This window comes from Janthinobacterium sp. RA13, assembly GCF_000745325.1.
Taxonomy (GTDB): Bacteria; Pseudomonadota; Gammaproteobacteria; order Burkholderiales; family Burkholderiaceae_D; genus Janthinobacterium; species Janthinobacterium rivuli.
Genome location: NZ_JQNP01000001.1, coordinates 4,007,060 through 4,033,290 on the forward strand (window position 1 = coordinate 4,007,060; position 26,231 = coordinate 4,033,290).

Below are 26,231 nucleotides of genomic sequence, written 5' to 3' on the forward strand. Positions count from 1 at the left end.
GGCTACGTGATTGAAATGTAACAGTTGCTACCATTTCCTCATCGCACTGTTGCCCAGCGTTGGTCGCCCAAGCGTTGCGACAGTTTTCACTTTATTTTGAGGAGTTGCCCATGTCTGCCATGTCCGTGTCCACCCGCCTGTCCCCACCACGCCCGCACCACCTCGCCTTGCGCGGCGCCATGATGCTGGGTGTGCTGGGTATTGCCACGGCGGCCGCCACGGCGCGGGCCGAGCCATCGCCGGCACTGGACCGTGTCAGTCTGTCGGTGGGGGCGTTTTCCGCCGATCCGCGCATCAATATCGGCGCCGACACGCAGTTTGGCCGCATCGATGCGCCCGAATCGAATCCCAAACATACGACCATTCCGCGCATCAAGGCCGAATTGCTGATCGGCGACCGCCATGGCCTGGCGTTCGACTACTACCGCTATGACAAATCCTATACCCCCACGCTCAGCGGCCAGACCACCATCAATGGCCAGCCCGTGACGGGCACGGCCAGCGCAGATGCCGATCTGAAACTGGACCTGGCCAAGATGTCGTACCGGTGGTGGCTGGGCAGCGGCAACGACACTTTCGGCATCGGCCTGGGTGCGGCCTATTACAATGCAAACCTGAACGGCACGGCCACCGGCATCGTCAATGGCGAGACGGCCACGGCGCGCGATTCCATCGGCGAGCACGCGTTCGCGCCACTGCTGGAAGTGGGCTGGCGCCATGCCTTCACGCCGGACTTGCGCATGTATGCGGAAGCATCGGGCATCAAGAAAAATGGCGGGCGCATCAACGGCCACATCTACGGCGGCAATATCGGCGTGGAATGGTTTCCGTTCAAAAATATCGGTTTCGTGGCCGATTACGGCATCTCGAAAATCAAGCTGCACCGCGACAGCGAACGCGATGCGGACTTGAACGTGCGCCTGACGGGACCTTCTGCGTATGTGAAAGTGCGCTTCTAAACGCGCTCAGGCCGCCGGTTTCAGCAAGGTCAGCTGGAACTGCGGCAAGGCCGGATCGTCGTACGCCTCGACACTGGCAAACGGCAGGCGCGCAAACGCCTGCCGCCAGAACGCGCAGGCAGCGGCATCGTCGCGAAACGTCGCCACCAGCCACGTCTGCGCGCTACCGAGCAGCACACGCCGCAGCACTTCCAGCGCCACGCCCCTGCGCCGGTATTTCTTCAGGATGAAAAAGTCGCTGAATTCCTGCACCGGCAACCCACCCGCCATGCCAGGCTCCGTCAGGAAAAAACCGGCCAGCTCGCCATCGACCTCGATCCAGCTGGCCGTGTGGCCGGTGGCATGCAGATACGACGCCAGCCCCGCATCGCACACGTCGTAGCGGCCATCGGCCAGCACGCTTTCTGCGCTCCAGGCGGAATTGTCATAACAGTACAGTTGAAACAGCTGCGCCAATGCCGCCTCTTCGCCCGATGCAATGGCGCGCAAAGTCATGTTTACTGGCATTGCAGGCATATCCCCATCCTTTCCGCACCATGGCGTCACTGAAGCGGGCGAGTGTAGCACTGCGTCACTCATCCCCGCCCTCCGGCATTTCATGCCTGCCTTTCCTCACTTGGTCGCAAAAAAATTAATTTTCTCCCAATTGGCTATATATTATTGTTTTTAAGTAACATCCGCCATCGCGGCTGCAAAACAAGGGCGATCCCCTTCCACAGACCGGCAGACATGCATCTGCCGGCTTTCATACCCAAGCTCTGGAGAGTGCTGCACATGCTATCGATCAAACAGCTGAACAAAACGTATGCCAATGGCGTCAAGGCCATCAACAATGTCAGCCTGGAGATTCCCAACGGGATGTTCGGCCTGCTGGGGCCAAATGGCGCGGGCAAGTCCTCGCTGATGCGCACCATTGCGACATTGCAAGATCCCGATAGCGGCAGCATCCATTTCGATGGCGTCGATGTACTCACTGACAAGGCCGGCCTGCGCCGCCAGCTCGGCTATCTGCCGCAGGATTTCGGCGTGTATCCGAAAGTCAGCGCGGAAAACCTGCTCAACCACTTTGCCGTGCTCAAAGGCTTGACGGAGAAGGGGCCGCGCAAGGAAGCCGTGGAAGCGTTGTTGCAGCAAACCAATCTGTGGGAAGCGCGCAAGCGCAACCTGGGCACGTACTCGGGCGGCATGCGCCAGCGCTTCGGCATCGCCCAGGCGCTGCTGGGTGCGCCGCGCCTGGTGATCGTCGATGAACCGACGGCGGGCCTGGACCCGGACGAGCGCAACCGTTTCCTGAATCTGCTGGCGAAGATCGGCGAGCAGGTGGTGGTCATCCTGTCGACCCACATCGTCGACGACGTGACGGACCTGTGCCCACGCATGGCCATGATCGTCAAGGGTCAAGTACTGGTGCAGGGCGAGCCGCAGGCGGCCATCGACACGCTGCTGGGCAAGGTGTGGCGCCGCAGCGTCACGACGGAAGAGCTGGCGCAATACCAGCAAAGCCTGAATGTGCTGTCGACGCGCCTGGTGGGCGGCAAGCCGCAAATCAATGTGTATGCCGACAACCAGCCCGACAGCGGCTTCGCGCAGATCGCCCCGGATCTGGAAGACGTGTACTTCCTGCACGTGCGCAACGCTGCCCGCGACGGCGCCGCCGCGCCAGCCGCAGCCCCAGCCGCCGTTCTGGCCTGAGGAGCGCGTCATGTGGAAGGAATTTTTCAAGTTTGACCTCGGCTATCAGCTGAAACAGCCGCTGCTGTGGGTATTTGCCGCCATCATGGCCTTGCTGGCCTTTGGCGCCAGCAGCAGCGATTCGATTCAGATCGGCGGTGCCATCGGCAACATCAACCGCAATGCACCCACCGTGGTGGCGCAGATGCTGGGCATTTTCAGCCTGCTGTCGATGTTCCTCGTCACCGTCTTCATCGCCGGCGCCGTGCTGCGCGATAGCGAAGTGGGCATGGCCGACATGCTGTTCGCCACACCCATGCGCAAGTGGGACTACCTGTTCGGCCGTTTCGCCGCCGGCTTTGTCGCCTGCCTGGTGATCTTCGCCGCCATCGCCCTGGCCACCATGCTCGGCCCCCTCATGCCCTGGGTCGATGCACAGCGCGTGGGCGCGTTTTCGCTGCACACGTATGTGTGGAGCTTTGCCGTCATCGTCATTCCGAACCTGCTCTTCATCGGCGCCCTGCTGATGCTGCTGGCCGCCACCACGCGCTCGATGATGCTCGTCTACGTGGGCGTGCTGGGCTTTTTCGTGCTGTGGGCCATGGCCGGCGTCTTTACGCGCGACATCAACAATGAATGGATTGCCGTCCTGCTCGACCCGTTCGGCTTGCGCGCCTTTGGCCGCATGACGCGCTACTTCACGTCCGCCGAATCGAATGCCAGCCTGCCGCCCCTGTCCGGCTTCCTGCTGGCCAACCGCCTGCTGTGGATCGGCATCACGGCCGTGCTGTTCCTCGCCACGGTGGCGCTGTTCAAGCCGCAGCGCACGGGTACGGGCAAGCGTTTGTTCGGCAAGCACAAGGTGCAGACGGCCACCCCCGCCATCTCGGCGCCGCTGCACCTGCCGCGCACGCTGCCCCGCTTCACCGCGGCGACAGCCTGGCGCCAGTGGTGGCAAATCCTGCGCTTCGACGCGGCCGGCGTCTTCAAGAGCGTGCCCTTCCTCGTCATGCTGCTGTTCGCCGTGATCAACCTGATCGCCGGCGCGAATGTCGGCAAGAACATGTACGGTACGGCCGTGTATCCGATGACGCATTTGATGCTGCAAAATATCAGCAACAGCTTCAGCTTCATGCTGATCATCATCGTCACCTTTTATGCGGGTGAACTGATCTTCAAGGAACGTCACGTCAGGATCGCCGACGTCAGCGACGCCATGCCCGTGCCCAACTGGGTCCCCCTGCTGGCCAAGTGCACGGCGCTGATCGGCGTCATCGCCGGCTACCTGCTGGCGGGCATCATCACCGCCATCGGTTTCCAGCTGGTCAAGGGCGGCGCGCCCGTGGAACTGGGCCTATACCTGAAAGGCACCCTGCTGGGCGCCCTCTTCTTCGTGCTGATGGGCTTGTGCGCCCTCACCCTGCAAGTGCTGTCGAATAACAAGTTCATCGGCTACCTGCTGGTGATCCTGCTGATGGTGGCGCAAGCCGTGCTGGGCATGCTGCACTTCGAGCACAACCTGTACAACTTCGCCGCCACGCCGGCCATCAAGTATTCGGACATGAATGGCTATGGCCACTTCCTGACCGGCTGGGCCTGGTTTGCGCTGTACTGGTGCCTGTTTACCGTGGCGCTGGTCATGCTGGCGCGGGCCTTCTGGGTGCGCGGCCTGTCCGCCGACTGGCGCGCGCGCGTGCGTCTGGCGCGCCAGCGTCTGCACGGCCGCGCCGGCGCTGCGCTGGCCGTGGTGCTGCTGTGCTGGGCCGGCACGGGCGGCTGGATCTTCTACAACACGAATGTGCTGAACCAGTACGAATCGTCCGACGTCAGCATGGACAAGCAGGCCCGCTATGAGAAATTGTACAAGCAGTACAAGGACTTGCCGCAGCCGAAGATCACCGACATCCAGGCCAACGTGGATATCTATCCGGAACAGCGCAAAGTCTTGATCAAGGGCCACTACGTGCTGCAAAACAAGACGCAGCAAGCGCTCGACACCTTGCGCATCCAGCGCAACCCAGACCTGGAAACGCACTGGTTGAACTTGCCTGAGCACAAGGTGACGTTGAACGACGAGGAACTCGGCTTCAGCATCCTCAAGCTGGCGCAGCCGCTGGCGCCCGGCGCCACCCTGCCGCTCGACTTCACGGTGGCCGTCACGCATGAAGGCTTTACCAACAGCGGCACGCCGGACCAGGTCAACCTGAACGGCAGCTTCTTCAACAACCAGGCGTATTTTCCGCACTTCGGCTATGCCAAGGAAATGGAGTTGACGGACCGCAACGAGCGCCGCAAGCGGGGCCTGGGCGAGCCGCAGCGCATGGCCAAGCTGGAAGACAAGTCAGCGTATGGCGACACGGTGCTGGGTGGCGATGCCGACTGGATCCATTTCGACACGACGGTGTCCACCAGCGGCGAGCAGATCGCCCTGGCGCCCGGCTACCTGCAAGGCAGCTGGGAAAAGGATGGCCGCCGCTATTACCGCTACAAGATGGACCAGCCGATGCTGCCATTCTTCGCCTACCTGTCGGCGCGCTGGGACGTGAAGAAGGGCGACTGGCACGGCGTGCCGATCGAGGTCTATTTCGACAAGAAACACGGCTACAACACGGACCGCATGATCACGTCCGTGCAAAAGTCGCTCGACTATTTCAGCACCGAGTTCACGCCCTACCAGCACAAGCAGGTGCGTATTCTGGAATTCCCGGGCTACCAGAGCTTTGCGCAGTCGTTCGCCAATACGATCCCGTATTCGGAAGGCATCGGCTTCATCGCCGACCTGCGCGACAAGGAGGACATCGACTATGTGTTCTACGTCACGGCGCATGAAATGGCGCACCAGTGGTGGGGCCATCAGGTGATCGGCGCCAACGTGCAGGGCGCCACCATGCTGATGGAGTCCCTGGCGCAATACTCGGCCCTGATGGTGATGGAAAAGGAATACGGCCGCGACAAGATGCGCCGCTTCCTGCGCTATGAACTGGACCGCTACCTGAGCGGACGCGGCGGCGAAGCCATCGAGGAATTGCCGCTGGCGCGCGTGGAGGGACAGCAATACATCCACTACAACAAGGGCAGCCTGGTGTTCTACCGCCTGCGCGATGAAATCGGCGAGCAAGCGCTGAATCGTGCCCTGAAACGCTATCTGCAGGACAAGGGTTACCAGCAGGCGCCGTTCACCACGTCGTCGGAATTGCTGGCCTACATCCGCGCCGAAACGCCGCAGGACAAGCAGGCCCTGATCACGGACCTGTTCGAGAAGATCGTCTTCTACGACAACCGCGTGACGCAAGCGAAAGCCGTGCAGCGCAAGGATGGCCAGTGGGACGTCACGATGCAGCTGCACCTGGCCAAGCTGGAATCGGACGGCAAGGGCAAGGAAAGCCCGCGCGCCTACGACGAACCGGTAGAGATCGCCATCTTCGCGCGCGCGCCGGGCGGCAAGGAGAAGGATGAAAAGGTCCTGTTCACGGACAAGCGTGTGCTGTCGGGCAGCGACCCCGTGATCACCATCACGGTGAAGGAAAAACCGTTTGAGGTGGGTGTCGATCCGTACAACAAGATGATCGACCGGGTGGCGCGCGATAACCGCAAGGAAGTCAGTTTCAATTAGGCTTGCGTCAACGCAATTGATGCAACAAAAACCGGCCGCGCCTTCGACCAGTGCGCGGCCGGTTTTTGTGCCTGGCGTAAGATGGCAAGCATCGCCAGCAACCGCGCTGGTGTCCACTTCAAGGGGAAAACCGCATGCCGCATCGTCCATTGCCCATCCACGCCTGCCTGCTGCTGGCGGCACTCGTCTTTGCCACGCCCGCCTGGAGCGCCGATCCCATCCACAAGGAAAACGTGACATTGACGGCGAACCAGGCCACGCATACGGTCAAGGGCAAGATCAAGGGCTATGCCACGGCCGAATACACGGTGTCAGGCAAGGCGGGAAAGACTCTCAGCATCAAGCTGAAAACCAATCAGCCATCGAACTACTTCAACATCCGCCAGCAAGGCCAGGATGAAGCCCTGTTCATCGGCTCGACCAGCGGCAACACTTACCAGGCGGCACTGCCGGCCGATGGCGAGTACGCGGTGCAGGTGTATTTGATGCGCAATGCGGCGCGCAGGAATGCGGTGGCGAATTACAGCCTGGAAATGAGCATCAAAGAAGCCGCGGCGCATTGATCCACGTCACGCCGGCTTGCTGCCCGCCGCGTATTTGCTGGCGGCGAGCGCCAGGCAGGCGGCCAGCAAGAGGATGGCGGCCAGGACAAAGGCAGCACCGCTGTCGTGGCTGGCAGGATCGACGGCGACCAGCATGGCGAACAGGGCCGGTGTCGCCAGCCCCGCCAGGCTGCCGGCGCTCTTGACGGCGCCCTGCAGCCAGCCCTGCTGCCGCGCCGACACGGCACTCGTCAGCAGACCCTGCAGCGCCGGGTTGGCCATTTCTCCCACGCCAAGCAAAAAAATGGCCAGATACGCCCCCGCCGACTGGCGCGACAGGGCAAGACACAAGAAGCCGGCACAGCAGCCGGCATAGGCCAGCATGGCCGTACGCCGCGGGCCGTATCGCGCCATCAGAAACGGGGCGCATTTCAGCTGCGCCACGCCGCCCCAGCCTGCCAGCACGGCAAGCATCAAGCCGACCTGGGTGGAGTCCCAGCCATAGCGCTGCTGCGTGTAAAACACGAACGCCACGGCAATCGACCAGTGCGCGCTGGCCACCAGCAGATACGCCAGGGTCAGGAAACGCAGTTCGGGACGCCTGGCCAGCTCGCACACGGCGCCGAATGGATTGCTCATGCGCCAGCTGACGGGAACGCGCTTGTCCGGCGGCAAAGATTCAGGCAAGACCAGCACGCCGTACACGAGATTGCCGAGCGACAGCCAGCCGGCAAGATAGAAGGGCAGGCGCACGTCGATATTGCCCAGCCAACCGCCCAGGGCCGGCCCGGCCACCAGTCCCATGCTGTAGGCCGCGCCCATCGAGGCAAACGCGCGGTTGCGCGCGGCGCCCTCGGAACAGTCGGCAATAAACGCATAGGCGATGCCAAAGCTGGAGGCGGTGATGCCGCACAAGATACGCCCCAGCACCAATTGGGCCAGCGTTTCCGTATCGGCCAGACAGAAAAAATACACGGCCACGCCAAGGTTCGACAGCAGCAGCAGCGGGCGCCGGCCAAAGCGGTCCGACAGCGCCCCCAGCAGTGGCAAGGCAAACATTTGCGACAGCGAAAACAGCATCCCCAGGTAACCGAGCCATAACACGGGCTGGGCGGGACTGTCCCTCAATTGCAGCAGCAGGCGCGGCAAGACGGGGGCCACCAGTCCCGCGCACAGGACGTCGATCAGGACGGTCATGAAGACCAGCGGAAAACCGAATAGCTGTACCGGCCGCCCCTGCACCGTGCGCATCAACACGGTGCCAGCCGCCTCAGGCGGCAAGCGCTGGCGTGTCACTCTTCCATTCCGCCGGCGCATGCAGGGCAAACCCGTCGAGCAAAGGGCCGCCATACGGCTGCAGCGCACGCGCGACCAGGTCGCCAAACGCCTGCTTGCCGGCCGGCGGGTCGAGCAGGATCGCGCGCATGGCGGCATGCAGGTCGTCCGCGATCACCGGGCTGTAGGCCCTGAGCCGGCGCGCCAGATGCTTGCCGACGCCGCTCCATGCGCCACCGGCCCGCAGCACGAAATTGGCCAGCACGTCATACAGCTTGGTGGCGATCGCCAGTGTTTCCTCGGCAACCGTGCTGTCGACCAGGTCTTCCAGCAAGGTCGTGATTTCATAGCGCCGGCTGGCCAGGGCATCGCCCGTCAGCGCCGGCGGGCCTTCGTCGTACATGGCTTGCGCCAGCCGGTACAGGGCGGCGGATGTGGTCGTCTGCGGCAAGAGATTCCTGCCTTCGATCACCATCATCGCCATCGGTATGCGGCCGCCGGGACGATCCATCTTGCGGCAAAAGTAATCGAAGGAGTGCAGGTCATGGCCATACAATTCCACCGTCTGCTGGCCCAGCTTGAGCGTCTCGCGCCAGGCATGCGGCACGTTCTCGAACAACACGAGCAGATCGATATCCGAGGTGGCCGTTCCCTGGCCGCGCGCGATGGAGCCGCCGATGATCGCCGCTACGGCATGCGGATAGGCGGGCAGGATGTGTTGCTCCACCAACTGGCGGGCTGCGTCGAAATTCATTCCATCATCCCCTGCAGGTCAGGTAACTCCACCGCTTGCGAACGGTCCCGCTGGCGTTCGATTTCCGTCGCGCTGAAACCGACATACTGGCGCGCGGCGGCATTGAAAAACCGCCCACCAACCACGCTCACCTTGGATGACTCTTCCAGCGTGCGCAGGCGCTGCACGGCCTGCGCGCCCAGCAGCGTGTGAAAACTGGCCAGGCCATTCTTCACGTGGTTGACCTCGTCGATATAAATGCATTCATGCAGCAGGGAAATATCGGCGCGGCCGATGGCACGGTACAGCTCTGCATAGTACAGGTCGGCGCCCAGCGAAAAGCCTTCGCCGATGACTTGCTCGAGGCCGATGCAATCGGCCGCATTCTGCGCCGCGCGGCAGCTTTTCCAGATGCCCAGGGACACCGGCGTTTCGCCGATGCCGCCCCCTTCGTTCGCCAATGCGCCCAGCAGCAGCTGCGCGTGCCGGAATTCTTCCACGCACTGCAAGGTCAGCGATTCGGCCACGTCGCCCGGCAACTCCGGGAATCGCAGCACCAGCATGGCGCACACTTCACCGGCGCACACTTCCACATTAAAAATTTGCTGGTGCAATTTTCTGCGCGGATAATCGCGGTCCAGCTCATAGCGCACGTAGTCGACGATTTCCAGCTGCTCGGGGCGCCCGGGCAACTCCGGACAATCCCACTGCGCCGGCAGCACCTGGCCTTCGAGGCGCTGGCAGCCGCTGTGCATGGCAGGCAGGAGCCACAGGACTTTCTGTGCCGCCAGTTCGCTCTTGGCCCACAAGCCAAGCGAGGCGAGCGCCTGCATGCTGTGCCGGAGGGTGGCGAAATGCGCGTCGATGTGCACGCCCTCGTCCGCGCCATGCGGATTGGCGGCTGCCGCACCCAGGGCAAAGCTATGGCAGCAATCCTGTACCGTCGACAGCGCCTGCTGCGCCGCATGCAAGGTCATGGACCAGGCGATCTTGCCAGCCACCTCGCGCTCCGTGATCAGCGCGTGCGCCGAGGCGTTCCGGATGGCCGTGAGGGCGTGCGCGGCGGCAGCCAGGCGTGCCGTGTGTTCTGTGATGACGGACATAGCATTCCCAACGGTAGATAATCGAGTATCAATAACGGCCGAACAACCGTGGCGCGCGGCGATGCGAAGCTTGCCCTGGGCAAGGCGCGCCAGCGGTTGTCCGGCAGCCTAGGCAGTGGTGCGCAACATCCTGAGGAAGCGTTCCCGCAGCGCCCAGTTCACGGGCTCGAGCGTCTCATAGCCCAGCACCTCATCCACAGGGAACACCGTTTCCCCGGCGGAGCCTTCCTTTGCCGCCCAGCGCAACATTTTTTCGGGCAGGCCGGGAAACGCCGACGCCATCCAGTACGCCATCGAATAGTACGCGTTGCGTCCCTCCGCATAGCCCGGATAACGGTCTGCGTAATTCGAAAATGAATACTTGGGGAAGCAGCCGTCGATAATTTTCTTGGGCGTCATCCACAGCGGATAGACGAGGGTGACATCGCCGATCGGGCGGGCCGGCAGCGGCAATAAACGCCGTTCGGTTGCCATGATGGCGAACATCTCGCCCAGCAAGTCTTCGAAATTGAGGCCGGTGGCGATAAATTTCGCGTCCAGCGATTTGGCCACGCTCGTCAGTACGCGCCGGATGATCAGGGTGCCGAGGAATTCGAAGTCATCGTCGGGAAATTCCCGGGCAAACCGGTCGGTGATGCCCAGGCCGCCAGCGCTGGCGCCGAGTATCGCTTTCGATTCTTCTTCCGAGACCACGGTCAGCGGCAGATTGTAGGCCTGCGCCAGCTCGCGCGCGCGCGGCACGCCGGAATTCCACTCGCCCGGTCCTTCGATGATGACCGGATGGATGTCAATCGGGAATTCGTCAAATTGCGACAAGGCATACAGCAAGGCATTGCTGTCGCCGCCGCCACTCACGCCGACCACCAGCTTGTCACCAGGCGACAAGGTGTCGCGCAGCGTTTGTGCCACGGCATCGCGCACGGCCAGCTTGCACTCGTTCGACGAGAGGCGTTTCAGGATATTCGGGCCGCCCTTTGCCGCGCCGTTGGCGTAGATATATTCAGCCACGGCTTCTTCATTGTTGGCCGGCGGCGACACCTGCAAGGTGTTGTTGGTATGCAGGAAAGGATCAATATTTCTTTGAAAAAATGCATAGACTTGCCGGTCCGGCGGGATCGCGCTGCCAGTTTCACTCAAGCAAGGAAAAAGGCTATAGGCGCCGGAGGGATCGCGCAGGTAGGTGGCCACCGCCGTCCAGGGCACATGATTGCGCGCCAGGGCATCGAGCACGCGCTCATCCTCGCCGATGTCAAAACTGGATGTTCCATGGGTCGTTACTACAATTAATTCTCGATTCATTGAGCCTCCCTCGGAGAAAGCCCAAGGTGGGCTAGGGGCTAGCACCACCTTGGGCACAGTCAGTGATTACATCGACGACAGCACGGTGCTCGGGCCGACGATGCACTCGAGGTTATTGCGCGAGCATTTCGGCGCGGCGCCGTGCATGCGGCTGTTTTCCAGCGCGGCAATATCCAGTGCGGCCACGGCGACATTGCTGGCAGCAGCGATGTCGCGGCTGGCGCGTTTCAGGGAATAGCCAGAGGTGTTGAAAGACCCGGTACCATGAACCACTTGGGTGTTACTAATCATAAGTTTCTCCTTGAGTGATGGACCTGCGCTCGGAACCGCAAAAAAAGCACGCTTCCGGCCACCGGCAAACGGTGGCGTAGATTATTTTATAAGCTTTCATCTACGACATTCTCTCGTTTTGTCACGACTGGACAGTAAAGCGGCAAGCCACGGTTTTTTGTTACCCCTGGAAAATATTGTGCACAGGACGCGCCCGCCTGCTGGCGTGGCAACCCATCCTGTCCGCCGCAAAAAAAAGCCCCGCACATCAAGGATGTGCAGGGCTTTGCTTAGTGATCGGGGTAATCCGATCAGAACGGTTATGCCTACTAACAAGTATTGGCATAAAAAGTTGTGTCAATGAACGAAGCCAACCTAACGAGCCAGTCTGTCAGGATCAATGTTTTCCAATTGAACTTGTATGGCAGATGAGACCCTGTCCCATTGTGCTTCCGAGACCACATAGGGCTGCTTAAGCGGGAACAGCGAATTTATTATTGCTTGCACAAGTCCCTGCTCGGTCGGGCGCCGGACGATGGTTCCGAACGACACTTCCTGCCACTGAGGCTCAGAGGGTTTCTCCGATGGGCAGAATGTGAACACGCGCAATTGCGTGGCGTCAGTGGCACGTAGCGGCCCAGCAAGCAAACCAGAGGTAATTTCTTCCATCATGTTCATGATAGCGGTCTTCGAATGTGCGGTCTGCTTGACGACCAACACCTCCCGGCCATTGATAAAACCAGTCGCATACTCACAGAAACAAGCTGCACGATTTTGGTTGATGTATTCCCATTTCAGCATGTGACGAAATCCTTGATATCGCGGCTACCGGCCGCTGCGGTCCACATAATGTGTGGATACAATTTTCAGAACTTGATTATTCAACTGACTATCGGCCGGAGGTAGCAATGTAAGGAAAACGTGACGCTTGCGTTTGAACATCCACCGGCCGGCGCGGTTTGTCATCGCTCTTCCTGCGTAGACCCATGCGCCCGATGTGGATGACATTGGACCTTCCTGCGTCTTTCTTCATTTCTTCAAGGTCTACGACTCGATACTGGACTGCCGACGCCAATCGGCTTAGCTCCGGCTGGCGCAGACGAAGTGAGTCGTGTTGGCCACTCGCCCCTTCCTTCGGTATCTATCAAGGTATAGAAACCTGCGTTGATAGCGTGGTAAAAACGAAGAGTGACCGAAGGGGGCCGGGAGACTGAACGAGTAGAACGTCTTGAAATTCCCGAGGCGTAATTGCGCTATGCCGATGCGCGCGGGCGCCAGGGGTAATACCTGAGAAGATGGGGGATAGGGATAATAAAATATGAAGAGCATGAACACCCCTTGGCGAGTTGCCAAAGAGCGCTCCGGGACAGCGGTGCCAGTGCGCGATTCGCGACCGAATAGTCGCCAGCCTCAATCAGCTGTAAAATTTTGAGGGACTAAGTTGTACAGTCTATTCTCTCTAAGCCCGCAATTACGGAACTTGCTGCGGAAGGGAACCACCCCTCATCCCGTTTTAATTCTAGCATAGCTTCGTCGTGTATCAATTGTCGTTTTTCAATGTCCCATATCGGTGACTTCATCATCCCCAAGCGCCTGCACAACTTGGACTGCAGGTCGTTAGCTTGACGAATCCTCCATCAAGCGGCCCTAAAAGCAACCCATGTTACATAAGGCACAAACATGGGGTATCAAACCCACAAAGTCTTTCAACTAGTAGTTCAGTTAAATAGGTAGCAAGCCACAAAATATTGTGTGGGTAAAGAAAAAGCCCGCTCTCACTAAGAGAAACGGGCCTGCATCAACAAAACTGCGATTTAGTACGAATTAGAACGGGATATCGTCGTCCATGTCCGAGAAGTTCGGTGCTGGCTTCGGTGCCGGGCGTGGCGCCGGCGCCGGGGCTGGACGCGGGGCTGGCGCCTGGCGCGGGGCCGGGGCTTCGTAGCCGCCGCCACCGCCGTAGCTGTCATCGCCACCGCCGGCGTCGCCGCCCATGCCGGAACGGCCGCCCAGCATTTGCATCTGTTCCGCGATGATGTCGGTTGCGTACTTCTCGACGCCGTCCTTGTCCGTGTATTTACGGGTTTGCAGACGGCCTTCGACGTAGACGGACGAACCTTTTTTCAGGTATTGGCCGACGATTTCCGCCAGGCGGCCGAAGAACGAGATACGGTGCCACTCTGTCAATTCTTTTTGTTCGCCCGTGTTGCGGTCCTTCGATTTGTACGAAGTGGCCACGGCGATGTTGGCGATCGCGTCGCCGCTAGGCATGTAGCGGATTTCCGGGTCACGGCCCAGATTGCCGACGATGATGACTTTGTTGACTGATGCCATGAATAACTCCTGATGAACTGCAGCGGGAGCCGGTGTCCCGCGCGTTAGTTTAGTGTACTAAACGAGGATTATAAGCGACCACGCGGCGCAAAGCATCCGCTTTCTGGCGGACGCCCTCTCCTGCGCGACAGCACGTTTTTTTCACGGCAGGTGAAAACAAGAAACTTGAATACTGGTATTATATACAGTGTTTAAACGTCTGCACGCATCTGTATCAAACTTTGTCGGGGCACGTTCGCCTGGCGGCGCAATCCGCCCGTGACTGCCTCAGGCATGCAGAGCAAAACCCGGCTATAGTTACAGGTTGACCCGTTGTGGCTCCTCATCCGCACCCAGGCACAATGCGCCGGCCGCACCACTCACTGAAAGCAAGGCAATCACATGGAACAGATCCGCATTCGCGGCGCTCGCACGCATAACCTCAAGAATATCAATCTCGATTTGCCGCGCAATAAGCTGATCGTGATTACCGGCTTGTCCGGCTCCGGCAAGTCCTCACTGGCCTTCGACACCCTGTACGCGGAAGGCCAGCGCCGCTACGTCGAATCGCTGTCGGCGTATGCGCGCCAGTTCCTGCAGTTGATGGAAAAGCCCGACGTCGACCTGATCGAAGGCTTATCGCCCGCCATCTCCATCGAACAGAAGGCAACGTCACACAACCCGCGCTCGACGGTCGGCACCGTGACGGAAATCCACGATTATCTGCGCCTGCTGTATGCGCGCGTGGGCACGCCGTACTGCCCCGACCATCCGGAAAACGCGCTGGCGGCCCAGTCCGTGTCGCAAATGGTCGACGCCGTGCTGGCCATGCCGGAAGACACCAAGCTGATGATCCTGGCGCCCGTCGTCGCCAACCGCAAGGGCGAACACGTCGATCTGTTCGAGCAGATGCAGGCGCAGGGCTTCGTGCGCTTTCGCGTGCAGAGCGGCACGCATGCGGCCAAAATCTATGAAGTCGATGACCTCCCGAAATTAAAGAAGACGGAAAAACACACGATCGACGTCGTCATCGACCGGGTCAAGGTGAACCAGGAGATCAAACAGCGCCTGGCGGAAAGTTTTGAGACGGCCCTGCGCCTGGCCGACGGCCGCGCCATTGCCTACGAGATGGATACGGCCCAGGAGCACGTGTATTCGAATAAATTCGCCTGCAATGTGTGTGGCTATTCCCTGCAGGAACTGGAACCGCGTCTGTTCTCGTTCAACAACCCCATGGGCGCCTGCCCTGAATGCGACGGCCTGGGACACATTGAATTCTTTGACCCGAAACGCATCGTCGCGTTCCCGAACCTGTCGCTCGCTTCCGGTGCCGTCAAGGGCTGGGATCGCCGCAACCAGTTTTACTTCCAGATGCTGTCGAACCTGGCCGCCTTTTACGAGTTCGACCTGGACATGCCGTTCGAGCAGCTGGATCTCAATTCTCAACAAGCAGTGCTGTACGGTTCCGGCAAGCAAGTAATTCCGTTCAGCTATGTGAACGAACGGGGCCGCACCGTCATCAAGGAACACACGTTCGAAGGCGTGGTCAACAATCTGCAGCGCCGCTACCGCGAGACGGATTCGATGGCCGTCAAGGAAGAGCTGGCCAAGTTCATCAATGAAAAATGCTGTCCCTCATGCGACGGCGCGCGCCTGCGCGTGGAAGCGCGCTTCGTCAAGGTCGGCACGGGCAAGCAGCAACGGGCCATCTATGAAGTGGCCGAAAAACCGCTGCGCGAGACCTTGGAATTCTTTGAAAAGCTGAAACTGACGGGCGCCAAGAAAGAAATCGCGGACCGGGTCGTCAAGGAAATCATTTCGCGCCTGAAATTCCTCAACAATGTGGGCCTCGACTACCTGTCGCTGGACCGCAGCGCCGACACGCTTTCCGGCGGCGAAGCACAGCGCATCCGCCTGGCATCGCAGATCGGCTCCGGTTTGACGGGCGTCATGTATGTGCTCGATGAACCGTCGATCGGTTTGCATCAGCGCGATAATGACCGCCTGATCGAAACCTTGAAACACTTGCGCGACATCGGCAACAGCGTGCTGGTGGTCGAGCATGACGAAGACGCCATCCGCACGGCCGACTACATCGTCGACATGGGCATCGGCGCGGGCGTGCACGGCGGCGAAATCATCGCCGAAGGCACCCTGCCCGAGATCTTGAAGAACAAGAAATCGCTGACGGCGCAGTACCTGAACGGCAAGCTGAAAATCGCCGTGCCGGCCAAGCGCCACGCCAGCAATCCGGAAAAGCAGCTGGTCATCACTGGCGCGACGGGCAACAACCTGAAAAAAGTGTCGCTGAGCTTGCCGGTGGGCTTGATGACGTGTGTGACGGGCGTATCCGGCTCGGGCAAGTCGTCGCTCGTCAACGATACGTTATATCCTGCCCTGTCGCGCCATTTGTATGGTTCGCAGACGGAGCCGGCGCCGCACGACTCGATTAGCGGCCTGGAGCATTTCGACAAGGTCATTTCCGTCGACCAGGCGCCGATCGGCCGCACGCCGCGCTCGAACCCGGCCACCTACACGGGCTTGTTTACGCCGATCCGCGACCTGTTCTCCACCGTGCCGACGGCCAAGGAACGCGGTTACAGCGCGGGCCGCTTCTCGTTCAACGTGAAGGGTGGACGCTGCGAAGCGTGCCAGGGCGATGGCGTGATCAAGGTCGAGATGCACTTCTTGCCCGACGTCTACGTGCCGTGCGATGTCTGTCACGGCAAGCGCTACAACCGCGAAACCCTGGAAGTGCAATACAAGGGCAAGAACATCACGGAAGTGCTGGGCATGACGGTGGAAGAAGCGCATGAATTCTTCAAACCCGTGCCCCTGATCGCGCGCAAGCTGCAAACCCTGCTCGACGTGGGCCTCGGCTACATCAAGCTGGGCCAGAGCGCCACCACCCTCTCGGGCGGCGAGGCGCAACGCGTGAAACTGTCGCTGGAACTGTCCAAGCGCGACACGGGCCGCACCCTGTACATCCTCGATGAACCGACGACCGGCTTGCACTTCCACGACATCGATTTATTATTAAAAGTCATCCACCGTCTGCGCGACCAGGGCAATACCCTCGTCATCATCGAGCACAACCTCGACGTCATCAAGACGGCCGACTGGATCGTCGACCTGGGCCCTGAAGGGGGAGCCGGCGGCGGGCAGATCATCGCCTCGGGTACGCCGGAAGATGTGGCGCTGAACCCGGCCAGCGTGACGGGCAAGTACCTGGGACCGCTGCTCAAGCAATAAGGGTGGCAGCACAATAAAAAACGGCGCGGATTGCTCATGCAATCCGCGCCGTTTCTCTTTTTGATAGCACCCCAGTCATTGCCGGCGTGTCATTTATCGCACGCCAGTCTTTGCCAGCGTGTTTCTCCCCCACTACAACTCTCAACACCTGACAAGCTACTGCGCTGGTCAGATGCCGCTTTACGCTAACTTAGTTATGCACTCAGCCGCTTTTCCAGCGCAGCCTTGTGATCTGCCAATTCCTGCGGCAGATGATACGCGAGTTTTTCAAACAACTCCGTATGCAATTTCAACTCTTCCACCCACGCGGCCTTGTCGATCGACGTGATGGTGTCGAACTGTTGCTGCGTGAATGGCAAGCCATCCCAGTTCAGGTCGCCATACTGCGGCGTCGTGCCGAACAGGTTTTCCACGCCGCCCGCCTTGCCTTCGATACGCTCGAGCATCCACTTGAGCACGCGCATATTGTCGCCGAAGCCAGGCCAGACGAATTTGCCAGCCTCGTCCGTACGGAACCAGTTGACGCAGTAGATCTTCGGCAGGGCGGCCGGGTTGACCTTGCCCACCTTGACGCCCATGTCCAGCCAGTGCTGGAAGTAATCGCTCATGTTATAGCCGATAAACGGCAACATGGCAAATGGATCGCGGCGCACGACGCCCATCTGGCCCACGGCCGCGGCCGTCGTTTCCGAGCCCATGGTGGCGGCCATGTAGACGCCTTCGACCCAGTTGCGCGCTTCGGTCACCAGCGGTACGGTGGTCGAGCGGCGGCCGCCGAAGATGAAGGCCGAGATCGGCACGCCGGCCGGATCGTCCCAGGCTGCGTCGATCACCGGGTTTTGCGTTGCCGCCACCGTAAAGCGCGCGTTCGGGTGCGCGGCCTTGGTGCCGGACGCTGGCGTCCAGTCCTTGCCCTGCCAGTCGATCAGGTGGCTAGGCGCTTCTTTCGTCAAACCTTCCCACCAGACATCGCCATCGTCCGTCAGCGCCACGTTGGTGAAGATCGTGTTGTCGCGCATGGACGCCATGCAGTTGTAATTGGTTTTTTCGTTGGTGCCCGGCGCCACGCCAAAATAACCGGCTTCCGGGTTGATGGCGTACAAACGGCCATCGGCACCGGGCTTGATCCAGGCGATATCGTCGCCGATGGTGGTCACTTTCCAGCCGTTAAAGCTTGCCGGCGGGATCAGCATGGCGAAGTTGGTCTTGCCGCAAGCCGACGGGAACGCCGCCGCCACGTAATGCTTCTTGCCTTCCGGCGATTCCACGCCGAGGATCAGCATGTGTTCGGCCAGCCAGCCCGGATTGTTGTCCGATGCTTGCGCTTCCTGGTAGCCCATGTTCGAGGCGATGCGCAGGGCGAAACATTTCTTGCCCAGCAAGGCGTTGCCGCCGTAGCCGGAACCGAAGGACCAGATTTCGCGCGTTTCAGGGAAATGCACGATGTACTTGGTGCTGTTGCACGGCCATTTCACGTCGGCCTGGCCAGCGGCCAGCGGTGCGCCCACGCTGTGCACGCACGGCACGAACTCGCCATCCGTGCCCAGCACGTCGTACACGGCACGGCCCATACGGGTCATGATCTTCATGTTGACGGCGACATACGGCGAATCGGACAGTTCCACGCCGATGTGCGCGATCGGCGAGCCCAGCGGGCCCATCGAGAATGGCACGACGTACATGGTGCGGCCACGCATGCAGCCGTCGAACAGGCCGTTCAAGGTGTGGCGCATTTCGCCAGGCTCGGTCCAGTTGTTCGTCGGGCCAGCCGCTTCTTTCGTTGCCGAGCAGATATACGTGCGGTCTTCGACGCGGGCCACGTCGCTCGGATCGGAGCAGGCCAGGTAGGAATTCGGGCGCTTCTCGGCATTCAGTTTTTTCATGGTGCCGCTGGCAACCATTTCAGCGCACAGGCGCTCGTACTCTTCTTGCGAGCCATCGCACCAGTAAATACGCTCTGGCTTGGTCAGCGCGGCAATGTCGGCCACCCAGTTGATCAGTTTCTGTTGTTTAATATAAGCTGGGACGTTGAGTGCGGCGACGCCACCCATGACGGGCTGATTCATATTACCTCCAATACCAATAAAAGAAATTCTGGTCGTTCCGGCAAGACAGGCAGCATCGTTGAGAAGTGGCTGCGGCTCACTGCGGGCGGTGTGTCCACGCGGGCAGGGCTCTGGTGTCGTGTACCTGGATCATGCACCCAGGCTGCAGGAACAGTTTGCGCTATAACTATAATCAGGAAGCTTCAAAAGTGCCGGCGATTGTACACCCGCGTAACAGCTATTCTCGCAAAAATGTAGGAGAATAGCTTGACTAATGTAGTAGGCTATTCAGCATTTTCCGTATCCTGTTATTTCCCTACCAAATCCTCACTAAAATCGGCCATCCACCATGAAAATTGCCATACTTGATGATTACCAGGATGCCGTGCGCGGCCTCGATTGTTTCCAGTTGCTCGATGGCCACGAGGTCAAAGTGTTCAGCAATACGGCGCGGGGACTGGGCCAGCTGGCGATCCGCCTGGCGCCGTTCGACGCCCTGGTGCTGATCCGCGAACGCAGCAGTTTCAACCGGGCCTTGCTGTCGAAGTTACCGAACCTGAAACTGATTTCACAAACGGGCAAGGTCAGTGGACACATCGACGTGCCGGCCGCCACCGAGCTGGGCATCGCCATCGCGGAAGGCATCGGCTCGCCCACGGCGCCGGCCGAACTGACGTGGGCGCTGATCATGGCGGCGCAGCGCAAGATCGTGCCCTACGCGCAACATTTACAGGAAGGGCTGTGGCAGACGTCGTCGCTGGAACCTCAGCGCAACACGCTCGGCACGGTATTGAAGGGGCGCACTCTGGCGATCTGGGGCTACGGCAAGATCGGTCAATTGATCGCCGGCTATGGCCGCGCTTTCGGCATGACCATCCTCGTGTGGGGCAGCGAAGCGAGCCGAGCGGCGGCCGTGGCGGCCGGCGATACGGCGGCAACATCGCGCGAGGCCTTCTTTGAACAGGCAGACGTATTGACCTTGCACCTGCGCCTATCCGACGCCACGCGCGGGCTGGTAACAAGCGAGGACCTGGCGCGCATGAAGCCCACTTCCCTGTTCGTCAACACCAGCCGCGCCGAGCTGGTCGCCGATGGCGCGCTGGAAGCGGCGTTGCCGCAGGGGCGCCCGGGCGCCGCCGCGCTGGACGTGTTTACGGACGAGCCGCTGCCGCCAGGCTCGCCATTGCTGCTGCTGCCGAACGTGCTGGCCACGCCACACCTGGGCTACGTCGAGCGTGACAGCTATGAGCTGTATTTCCGCTACGCCTTGCAAAACATCGTTGATTTTACGCAGGGTCAATGCACGCGCCTGCTCAATCCCGAAGCATTGCAGCATGCGCGGCAAGCCCTTCAGGAACGCTGAAAGCCCTTCAGCAAGTCCGGCTCGCCCGTGATGCGGATGGCGGGCGCGGGCAGCACGTGGCGGCCGCGCCACAGGCCGGCCCAGCCGGGCGGCCAGGCGATGTCCGGCCCACGGTACGGCGCCACGCCGGCGCGCACGGCCACGACCGGCACGGGCGGCATGTCGGGCAAGGGTTCGCCTGGCGTGCGCTGCATGTCCAGGCTGTACATGTAATTGGGTAATAAGGCGTCGCAGACACGGCCAAACCACGCGCTATGGTCGTCGTCGCGTCCCAGCGCCTGCGCCAGGCCTTGCGGGTCGAAACGGGCCAGGGCGTCGATCAGCTCGCCAGTGGTGGCGCCGGGCGTATCGCCCCAGCCCATCACGGGGTTGACGTTGTAATCGGCGCCCGAACCGTACCAGCCTTCGCGCCAGGGCCGCTGCATCCAGTCGCGCGGCCCCGTAAACAAATGCCAGCGCCAGTGCAGCCCCGACGGCTTGGGCCAGGAATACAGATACAGTTTTTGATAGCCGGCCTGGTGCAGCTCGCGCACCATGGCCATCAGGCGCGCGTGCGGCATGCGGTCCGGTGGCGCGCGCCTAAACAGGATCGCTTCGCCATCGGCAAACTGCACGTCGTCGGTCGACAGGTTCAGGTCCAGGGTGCGCGCTTCGCTGCCGAAACGGGCGGCGATCCAGCCCGTCAGCAAATTGACGGACGTGATCACCCCGTAACCGCGGTGGCGGTGAAAAATGACGGTGCCGGGAGCGAGCGCTTTCATACGGAGTCGGGGTGGCAGGCAAACAAAGAAACCAGTGTACTCACAGATGGCCAAATTTTCCAGATGCGATCCGCAACGGCCCGCCGCGGCCCGCCATTCACGCAAGGCACACAATCCACGCTATCATGCGCGTCATTCTCCACTGACATCGTGACCACATCATGACTTTGCGCATACTCGCCACTGGCGGCACTTTCGACAAACACTACAACGAATTGAACGGTACCCTGGGCTTTTCCGACAGTCATTTGCCGGCAGCGATTGCCCGCGCGCGCATGACGGCCCCCGTGGCGCTGGAGCAATTGCCCCTGCTCGATTCACTCGACATGCAAGATGCGGACCGCCAGCGCGTGCTGGCCTCGTGCCGCGCGGCGCAGGAGAAAGCCATCGTCATCATCCACGGCACCGACACCATGCGCGAAACGGCGCAAGTGCTGGGCGCGGCGAACCTGCAGCAAACGGTGATATTGACGGGCGCCATGATTCCCTACGAAATCGACAATTCCGACGCCCTGTTCAACCTCGGCTTTGCCTGCGGCGTGGCGCAAACCTTGCCAGCCGGCGTGTACGTGGCCATGAATGGCCAGATCTTCGCCTGGGACAATGTGCAAAAGAACCGCGCCGCCGGCGTATTCCAGCCTTTGTAAGCCGATGCCGGACAGGACGCGGCAGGCAGACCGGCACACGGTCTGACTGGCACGTTGTCACAATTCGACCAGCCCGTTTTCAACGGGCTTTTTTTACGTTTTTTTGCCTTTCAAAAATTCTGCAATGCGACAGATTTCGTCGAATTATTGCAGGTAAAACATCGAATTGCCAATACAATAATTTTATGTTGTAAAAAAACGCCATTCATCATTTTTAAAAACACCGATATTATTAAATATAAAACTGCAATTTAACAATTAACTTAAATATTCTTCTGTATCCGTAATTTATTGCCAAATCCGACACGGTTGATATGCATTTTTTCTTGCTGAGACGACATAATGTTCGCCTCGACAAGTCAAAAGTGCATTTATAACAATATTGCGCTAAGTAGTCTTCCACCTCCCACCGACGTGGTTCCGCCTACCGTACACGAGCACCGCTGGTCATCTATCCGATGGCTTATACGTGCTCGTGTACTGCTTGTCGTTATTAAAACTACTACGGAGTAATTGTTACAATGGCATTTAAAGAAAAAATTGGCGTACGCAGCGTACGCCTGGCCCTGACCGTTCTGGCAGGTAGCGTCTTGTTCTCTGGCCAATCCATGGCGGACGAAGCAATTCAAAAAGTTGAAATTACCGGTTCGAGCATCAAGCGTATCGCTGTCGAAGGCGCTTTGCCTGTGCAGCGTCTGTCGCAAGAAGCGATCGCCAAATCGGGCGCCACTTCGGTAGCCGACCTGATCCAGGCTCTGCCAGCCATGCAAGGCTTCACCATCGGCGCAGTTGCTGCCGGTTCTGATTCGGGCGGCAATACCAGTGCATCGCTGCACGGTATCGGCGAGTCCTACACCCTGGTGCTGTTGAACGGCCGCCGCATCGCGCCACAAGGTTCCGGCACCACGGTCAACCTGAACGCCATCCCGATGAGCGCCGTTGAGCGCGTCGAAATCCTGACCGACGGCGCTTCGGCCCTGTACGGCTCGGACGCCATTGCCGGTGTACTGAACTTCATTCTGAAGAAAAACCAGCAAGGCGCCACCCTGGAAGCCACTTACAGCGCTCCGGAAGCCAAGGGCGGTAACGCCTGGAACACCAGCGTCACCTATGGTTTCGGCGACCTGGAAGAAGACCGCTTCAACGTACTGTTGTCGTACCGCCATGATGAGCAGTCGAAACTGCGCGCCACCGACCGCAATTTCGCCGATACGTCGTACTTGAAATTCAACCGCGGCGGCAAGAACTACATCTGGGACCGCACCAGCACCTCGGCATCGCCAGCAGGCGCCACTGTAGCGTACAAAACGAAGAACAGCTCATCGACTTCCTTCACGCCTTACTTACTGCAAAACAAAGGAAATTGCCCTGACGATTCCTTCGTCACGGCCGGCAATGCACGCGCGTGCGGCTTCGACACGGGTTCCACCGTGGAAATCGTGCCACAATCGAAACGCGACAGCCTGTTTTCCAAAGCAACGTACAAGCTCAATGACAGCCTGAACGCGTTCGCCGAACTGGCCTACTCGCGCTACGACCTGACGGCGCGTATCGCCGCCAACCCGATCCCCATCTCGATCGCACAAACGGAAAAAGACCCTGTCACCGGCGTTGAGAAATTGGTGTTCAACAATCCATCAGCCTACGCCAATTACGTACAACCCTACCTGTCGCCAGCGCAACAGGGCGATATCAAATCGGTCACGGCCAACTACCGCAGCAACGACTTCGGCCTGCGCGCCAGCAACACCATCACCGAAACCAAGCACATTGTGCTGGGCGTCGAAGGCGAACTGGGCGCGTGGAACTTCGAAAGCGGCCTGACCTGGTCGCAAAACTCGATCAACGAGCGTTACACGGGCGGCTACGCGACAAATCAGGGCTTCAAGGACATCCTCGCCAATCCGGATTTCGATGCGTTTGCAACGACGCAAAAACCATCCGTGCAAGCGCAAATCGCCGGCGCACAGTTCGTCGGCTCCGTGCGTACCGCATCGACCACCATGCGCGGCATCGACACGCACGGCTCGCGTGAACTGTTCGACCTGCCAGGCGGCAAAGCCAGCCTCGGTATCGGTGGCGACTACCGCACCTATATCTATGAGCAATCGCCAGGCAGCAATGCCACTGGCGATGACCTCTACAACTTCAATACGAAGGCCGCCTACGACATGAGCCGCGACACCTACGGCGCCTTCGTCGAGTTGCTGGCACCGCTGACCAAGTCGTTCGAAATGACCGTTGGCGGCCGTTACGATGCGGTCAAGGCGATCGATGACAAGCTGAACAAAAAAACAGTCGGCAAAAAAGACAGCGCCAATACCTACAAGGTATCGGCACGCTGGCAGCCGGTACAAACCGTGCTGATCCGCGGTTCCTACGGCACGGGCTTCAAGGCGCCAAGCATGCTGGACATCGCTCAGCCACTGGTCAATGCCGGCTTTACCGCCAAGAAATTTGCCTGCCCATACCCAGGTACCGAGTTCTGCCGCGGCGAACCGATTCAATACAATGCTGTATCGGAAGGCAATCCAGAACTGCAATCGGAAAAATCGAAGCAATTCACCCTGGGCTTCCGTGTTGAGCCTAGCGCGGCCTTCTCGTTCGGCGCCGACCTGTGGGACGTGAAACTGCGCAATGCCGTCTCGGAAATCACCGAAGAGCAAGCATTTGCCGATCCGGTCAAATATGCGACGAGCTTCGACAAATACAAGGAGCCATCGACCGGCAATACCTACTACGCGTTCAAGAAACTGTCGGTCAACGTTGGTAAGAAGGAATACCGTGGTATCGACTGGGATCTGTCGGCCAACCACAAATTTTCCTTCGGTAAGCTGACTGCTCAATTGAGCGGTACGCACATGTTGCACGCGAACTACACCAAGGCAGGCAGCAACAACGTGTTCACCAGCAACATGGACTTCTTCGGCGACACCAACGAAGTCACGTTCCGCAACCTGATGAAGCTGACGACGACCCTGGATACGGGCCGCCTGAGCAACACGGTAACGGTCAACTACCGTAACGGTTACACCGATGCGGCAGCAACCGTGTACAACGAGGACACCAAAGCCAAAGTAGAGGACTTCCGCCTGCAAGTACCGTCGTACACGACGTTCGACTGGCAAGCACGTTTCGCCTTTGACAAGCAAACCACGATCCGCGCAGGCATCAAAAACCTGTTTGACCGTGCACCGCCGCTGTCGCTGCGCGCTTCGTCGGGCCACCAGGTTGGTTTCGACCCACGTTACGCCGATCCAATGCTGCGTTCGTTCTACATCACCGGCAACTACAAGTTCTAATTTGACGTTGTGAATTAGCTGGTCTCGAAAGCGCCTTGCACCTCACCGTGCAAGGCGCTTTTTTTATGCAGCAACACATTGCATAGGCGAAAAAAAGGAGCCGCAGCTCCTTTTTCGTACCGGCATGGCTACGCTTATGCAGTCGCTTCGCCGCCGAGGGCTTCGACCACGTCGGCCATCAGCTTGGCGAGCTCGCCCGTCATCAGCATCACGTCGCCGTCGAAACGCTCTTCGTCGTTCTTCGTGCTCGATTCCGTTTCCTTGATCACGTCCAGCGGCTTGACGCTCTTGATGGCCAGGGACTCCGTCAGCACGAACGAAATCTTGTCGTTCCACGTCATGGCCAGGCGCGTGCACTGCTTGCCGGCCGCGATGTGGCGGCGCACGTCGTCCGCTTCCAGGGTGTGGCGCACGTAGCGCACGGTGGCCTTGCTTTCGCCCGTGGCGCGCAATTCCGTATCCATGTCGACCGTGAAGCCGGCCGGCGCATCGTCCGCTTGCAGCCATTCCGTCATCACCGCCACGGGCGAACGCTGCACGCGCAGGCTTTCCAGCGGCAGTTTGTCGACGGCTTTCAACAGCAGCTTGATGACTTCATCGGCTTTTGCCGGGCTGGCGGCATCGACCACCAGCCAGCCATTGACGGGGTCGATCCACGTCCAGACGTTGCTGCGGATGCTGAAGGCGCGCGGCAGCAGCTCGTCGGCCACGCGCTCCTTCAATTCCTTCATGGCCTTTTTACCAGGCGCAAAGCCTTGCGCTTCTTCCATCTCGGCAGCGCGGGCCTTGGCCACCTGGTTGATGACGGTCGCTGGCAAGAGTTTCTTTTCCGTGCCCAGCAGGATCAGCATCTGCTTGTTGACCACGTGGACCAGACCGCCGTTCGGGCGTGGCGTATCCCAGCCCTGGCGCATCAGATCCATGCTGGTCGCCGGCGTAAATTTGTTCGAGGACAAGGCCTCTTCCAGTTGTTCTGGCGTATAGGCCCATGGTGCGGGCAGGCGGTAAATCTGAAGATTCTTGAACCACATAGTTTTTGTCTTCCGTTTGTTTCAGTAGTGCCAGGGGAACGCCATTCTACAC

Annotated in this window: 19 protein-coding genes; 8 read left to right on the forward strand and 11 right to left on the reverse strand. The window is 59.9% G+C overall.

What is annotated here, in order from left to right:
• Positions 1-110 precede the first annotated feature (110 nt).
• Positions 111-959, forward strand: a complete 849-nt coding sequence (locus tag FG13_RS17735) for a MipA/OmpV family protein (protein WP_051959192.1) — start codon at positions 111-113, stop codon at positions 957-959.
• 6 nt (positions 960-965) lie between these two features.
• On the opposite strand, the gene FG13_RS17740 is transcribed toward FG13_RS17735, so the two are convergent.
• Positions 966-1,475, reverse strand: a complete 510-nt coding sequence (locus FG13_RS17740; RefSeq protein WP_152598799.1) for a GNAT family N-acetyltransferase — start codon at positions 1,473-1,475, stop codon at positions 966-968.
• A 258-nt stretch (positions 1,476-1,733) separates the two neighbouring features.
• On the opposite strand from FG13_RS17740, the gene FG13_RS17745 reads away from it, so the two are divergent.
• From FG13_RS17745 to FG13_RS17755, 3 genes are all read left to right on the forward strand, one after another.
• Positions 1,734-2,651: an ABC transporter ATP-binding protein gene (locus FG13_RS17745; protein WP_035822998.1), complete on the forward strand. Its 918-nt coding sequence runs from the start codon at positions 1,734-1,736 to the stop codon at positions 2,649-2,651.
• Between the two features lie 10 nt (positions 2,652-2,661).
• Positions 2,662-6,243 (forward strand): ABC transporter permease/M1 family aminopeptidase, encoded by a 3,582-nt coding sequence (locus tag FG13_RS17750; protein WP_035822999.1) that lies wholly within the window; start codon positions 2,662-2,664, stop codon positions 6,241-6,243.
• A gap of 134 nt (positions 6,244-6,377) precedes the next feature.
• The gene (locus FG13_RS17755; RefSeq protein ID WP_051959196.1) at positions 6,378-6,806 is read left to right on the forward strand and encodes a hypothetical protein; all 429 of its coding nucleotides are present in this window, start codon (positions 6,378-6,380) and stop codon (positions 6,804-6,806) included.
• A gap of 6 nt (positions 6,807-6,812) precedes the next feature.
• On the opposite strand, the gene FG13_RS17760 is transcribed toward FG13_RS17755, so the two are convergent.
• From FG13_RS17760 to ssb, 7 genes are all read right to left on the reverse strand, one after another.
• Positions 6,813-8,081, reverse strand: coding sequence for an MFS transporter (locus tag FG13_RS17760; protein ID WP_051959199.1), 1,269 nt, complete (start codon positions 8,079-8,081; stop codon positions 6,813-6,815).
• A complete protein-coding gene (locus FG13_RS17765) occupies positions 8,056-8,814 on the reverse strand; it encodes a nucleotidyltransferase family protein (RefSeq protein WP_035823000.1) in 759 nt (252 codons plus the stop codon). The genes FG13_RS17760 and FG13_RS17765 overlap by 26 nt, the downstream gene beginning before the upstream one ends.
• Positions 8,811-9,896 carry a DUF455 family protein gene (locus FG13_RS17770; RefSeq protein WP_035823003.1) on the reverse strand — a complete coding sequence of 362 codons (1,086 nt, stop codon included), beginning with the start codon at positions 9,894-9,896 and terminating at the stop codon, positions 8,811-8,813. Before FG13_RS17770 ends, FG13_RS17765 begins: the two co-directional genes overlap by 4 nt.
• Before the next feature lie 108 nt (positions 9,897-10,004).
• Entirely contained in the window at positions 10,005-11,252 is a 1,248-nt protein-coding gene (locus FG13_RS17775; RefSeq protein ID WP_152598800.1) for a hypothetical protein, read from the reverse strand.
• A gap of 9 nt (positions 11,253-11,261) precedes the next feature.
• On the reverse strand, positions 11,262-11,486 hold the full coding sequence (locus tag FG13_RS17780; protein ID WP_035823006.1) for a hypothetical protein: 225 nt from the start codon (positions 11,484-11,486) through the stop codon (positions 11,262-11,264).
• Positions 11,487-11,840: 354 nt separating this feature from the next.
• Positions 11,841-12,266 (reverse strand): hypothetical protein, encoded by a 426-nt coding sequence (locus FG13_RS17785; protein ID WP_035823010.1) that lies wholly within the window; start codon positions 12,264-12,266, stop codon positions 11,841-11,843.
• A 1,023-nt stretch (positions 12,267-13,289) separates the two neighbouring features.
• Positions 13,290-13,799 (reverse strand): single-stranded DNA-binding protein, encoded by a 510-nt coding sequence (ssb, locus tag FG13_RS17790; protein ID WP_034781209.1) that lies wholly within the window; start codon positions 13,797-13,799, stop codon positions 13,290-13,292.
• Between the two features lie 381 nt (positions 13,800-14,180).
• Here ssb and uvrA point away from each other — a divergent pair, with 381 nt between their 5' ends.
• Entirely contained in the window at positions 14,181-17,030 is a 2,850-nt protein-coding gene (gene uvrA / locus FG13_RS17795) for an excinuclease ABC subunit UvrA (protein WP_035823012.1), read from the forward strand.
• A 194-nt stretch (positions 17,031-17,224) separates the two neighbouring features.
• Here uvrA and FG13_RS17800 read toward each other — a convergent pair whose 3' ends face one another.
• Entirely contained in the window at positions 17,225-19,096 is a 1,872-nt protein-coding gene (locus tag FG13_RS17800) for a phosphoenolpyruvate carboxykinase (GTP) (RefSeq protein ID WP_035823014.1), read from the reverse strand.
• Positions 19,097-19,424: 328 nt separating this feature from the next.
• Between FG13_RS17800 and FG13_RS17805 the strand changes: the two genes are divergently transcribed.
• Entirely contained in the window at positions 19,425-20,438 is a 1,014-nt protein-coding gene (locus FG13_RS17805) for a D-2-hydroxyacid dehydrogenase family protein (protein ID WP_035823016.1), read from the forward strand.
• On the opposite strand, the gene FG13_RS17810 is transcribed toward FG13_RS17805, so the two are convergent.
• Positions 20,426-21,199: a hypothetical protein gene (locus FG13_RS17810; protein WP_035823019.1), complete on the reverse strand. Its 774-nt coding sequence runs from the start codon at positions 21,197-21,199 to the stop codon at positions 20,426-20,428. The genes FG13_RS17805 and FG13_RS17810 overlap by 13 nt on opposite strands.
• A gap of 161 nt (positions 21,200-21,360) precedes the next feature.
• Here FG13_RS17810 and FG13_RS17815 point away from each other — a divergent pair, with 161 nt between their 5' ends.
• Complete coding sequence (locus FG13_RS17815; protein ID WP_034781194.1) at positions 21,361-21,846, forward strand: asparaginase domain-containing protein; 486 nt, start codon at positions 21,361-21,363, stop codon at positions 21,844-21,846.
• A 608-nt stretch (positions 21,847-22,454) separates the two neighbouring features.
• Positions 22,455-25,148 (forward strand): TonB-dependent receptor, encoded by a 2,694-nt coding sequence (locus tag FG13_RS17820; protein WP_235211759.1) that lies wholly within the window; start codon positions 22,455-22,457, stop codon positions 25,146-25,148.
• A gap of 134 nt (positions 25,149-25,282) precedes the next feature.
• Here FG13_RS17820 and FG13_RS17825 read toward each other — a convergent pair whose 3' ends face one another.
• The gene (locus FG13_RS17825) at positions 25,283-26,179 is read right to left on the reverse strand and encodes a recombination-associated protein RdgC (protein ID WP_035823026.1); all 897 of its coding nucleotides are present in this window, start codon (positions 26,177-26,179) and stop codon (positions 25,283-25,285) included.
• Positions 26,180-26,231 lie beyond the last annotated feature (52 nt).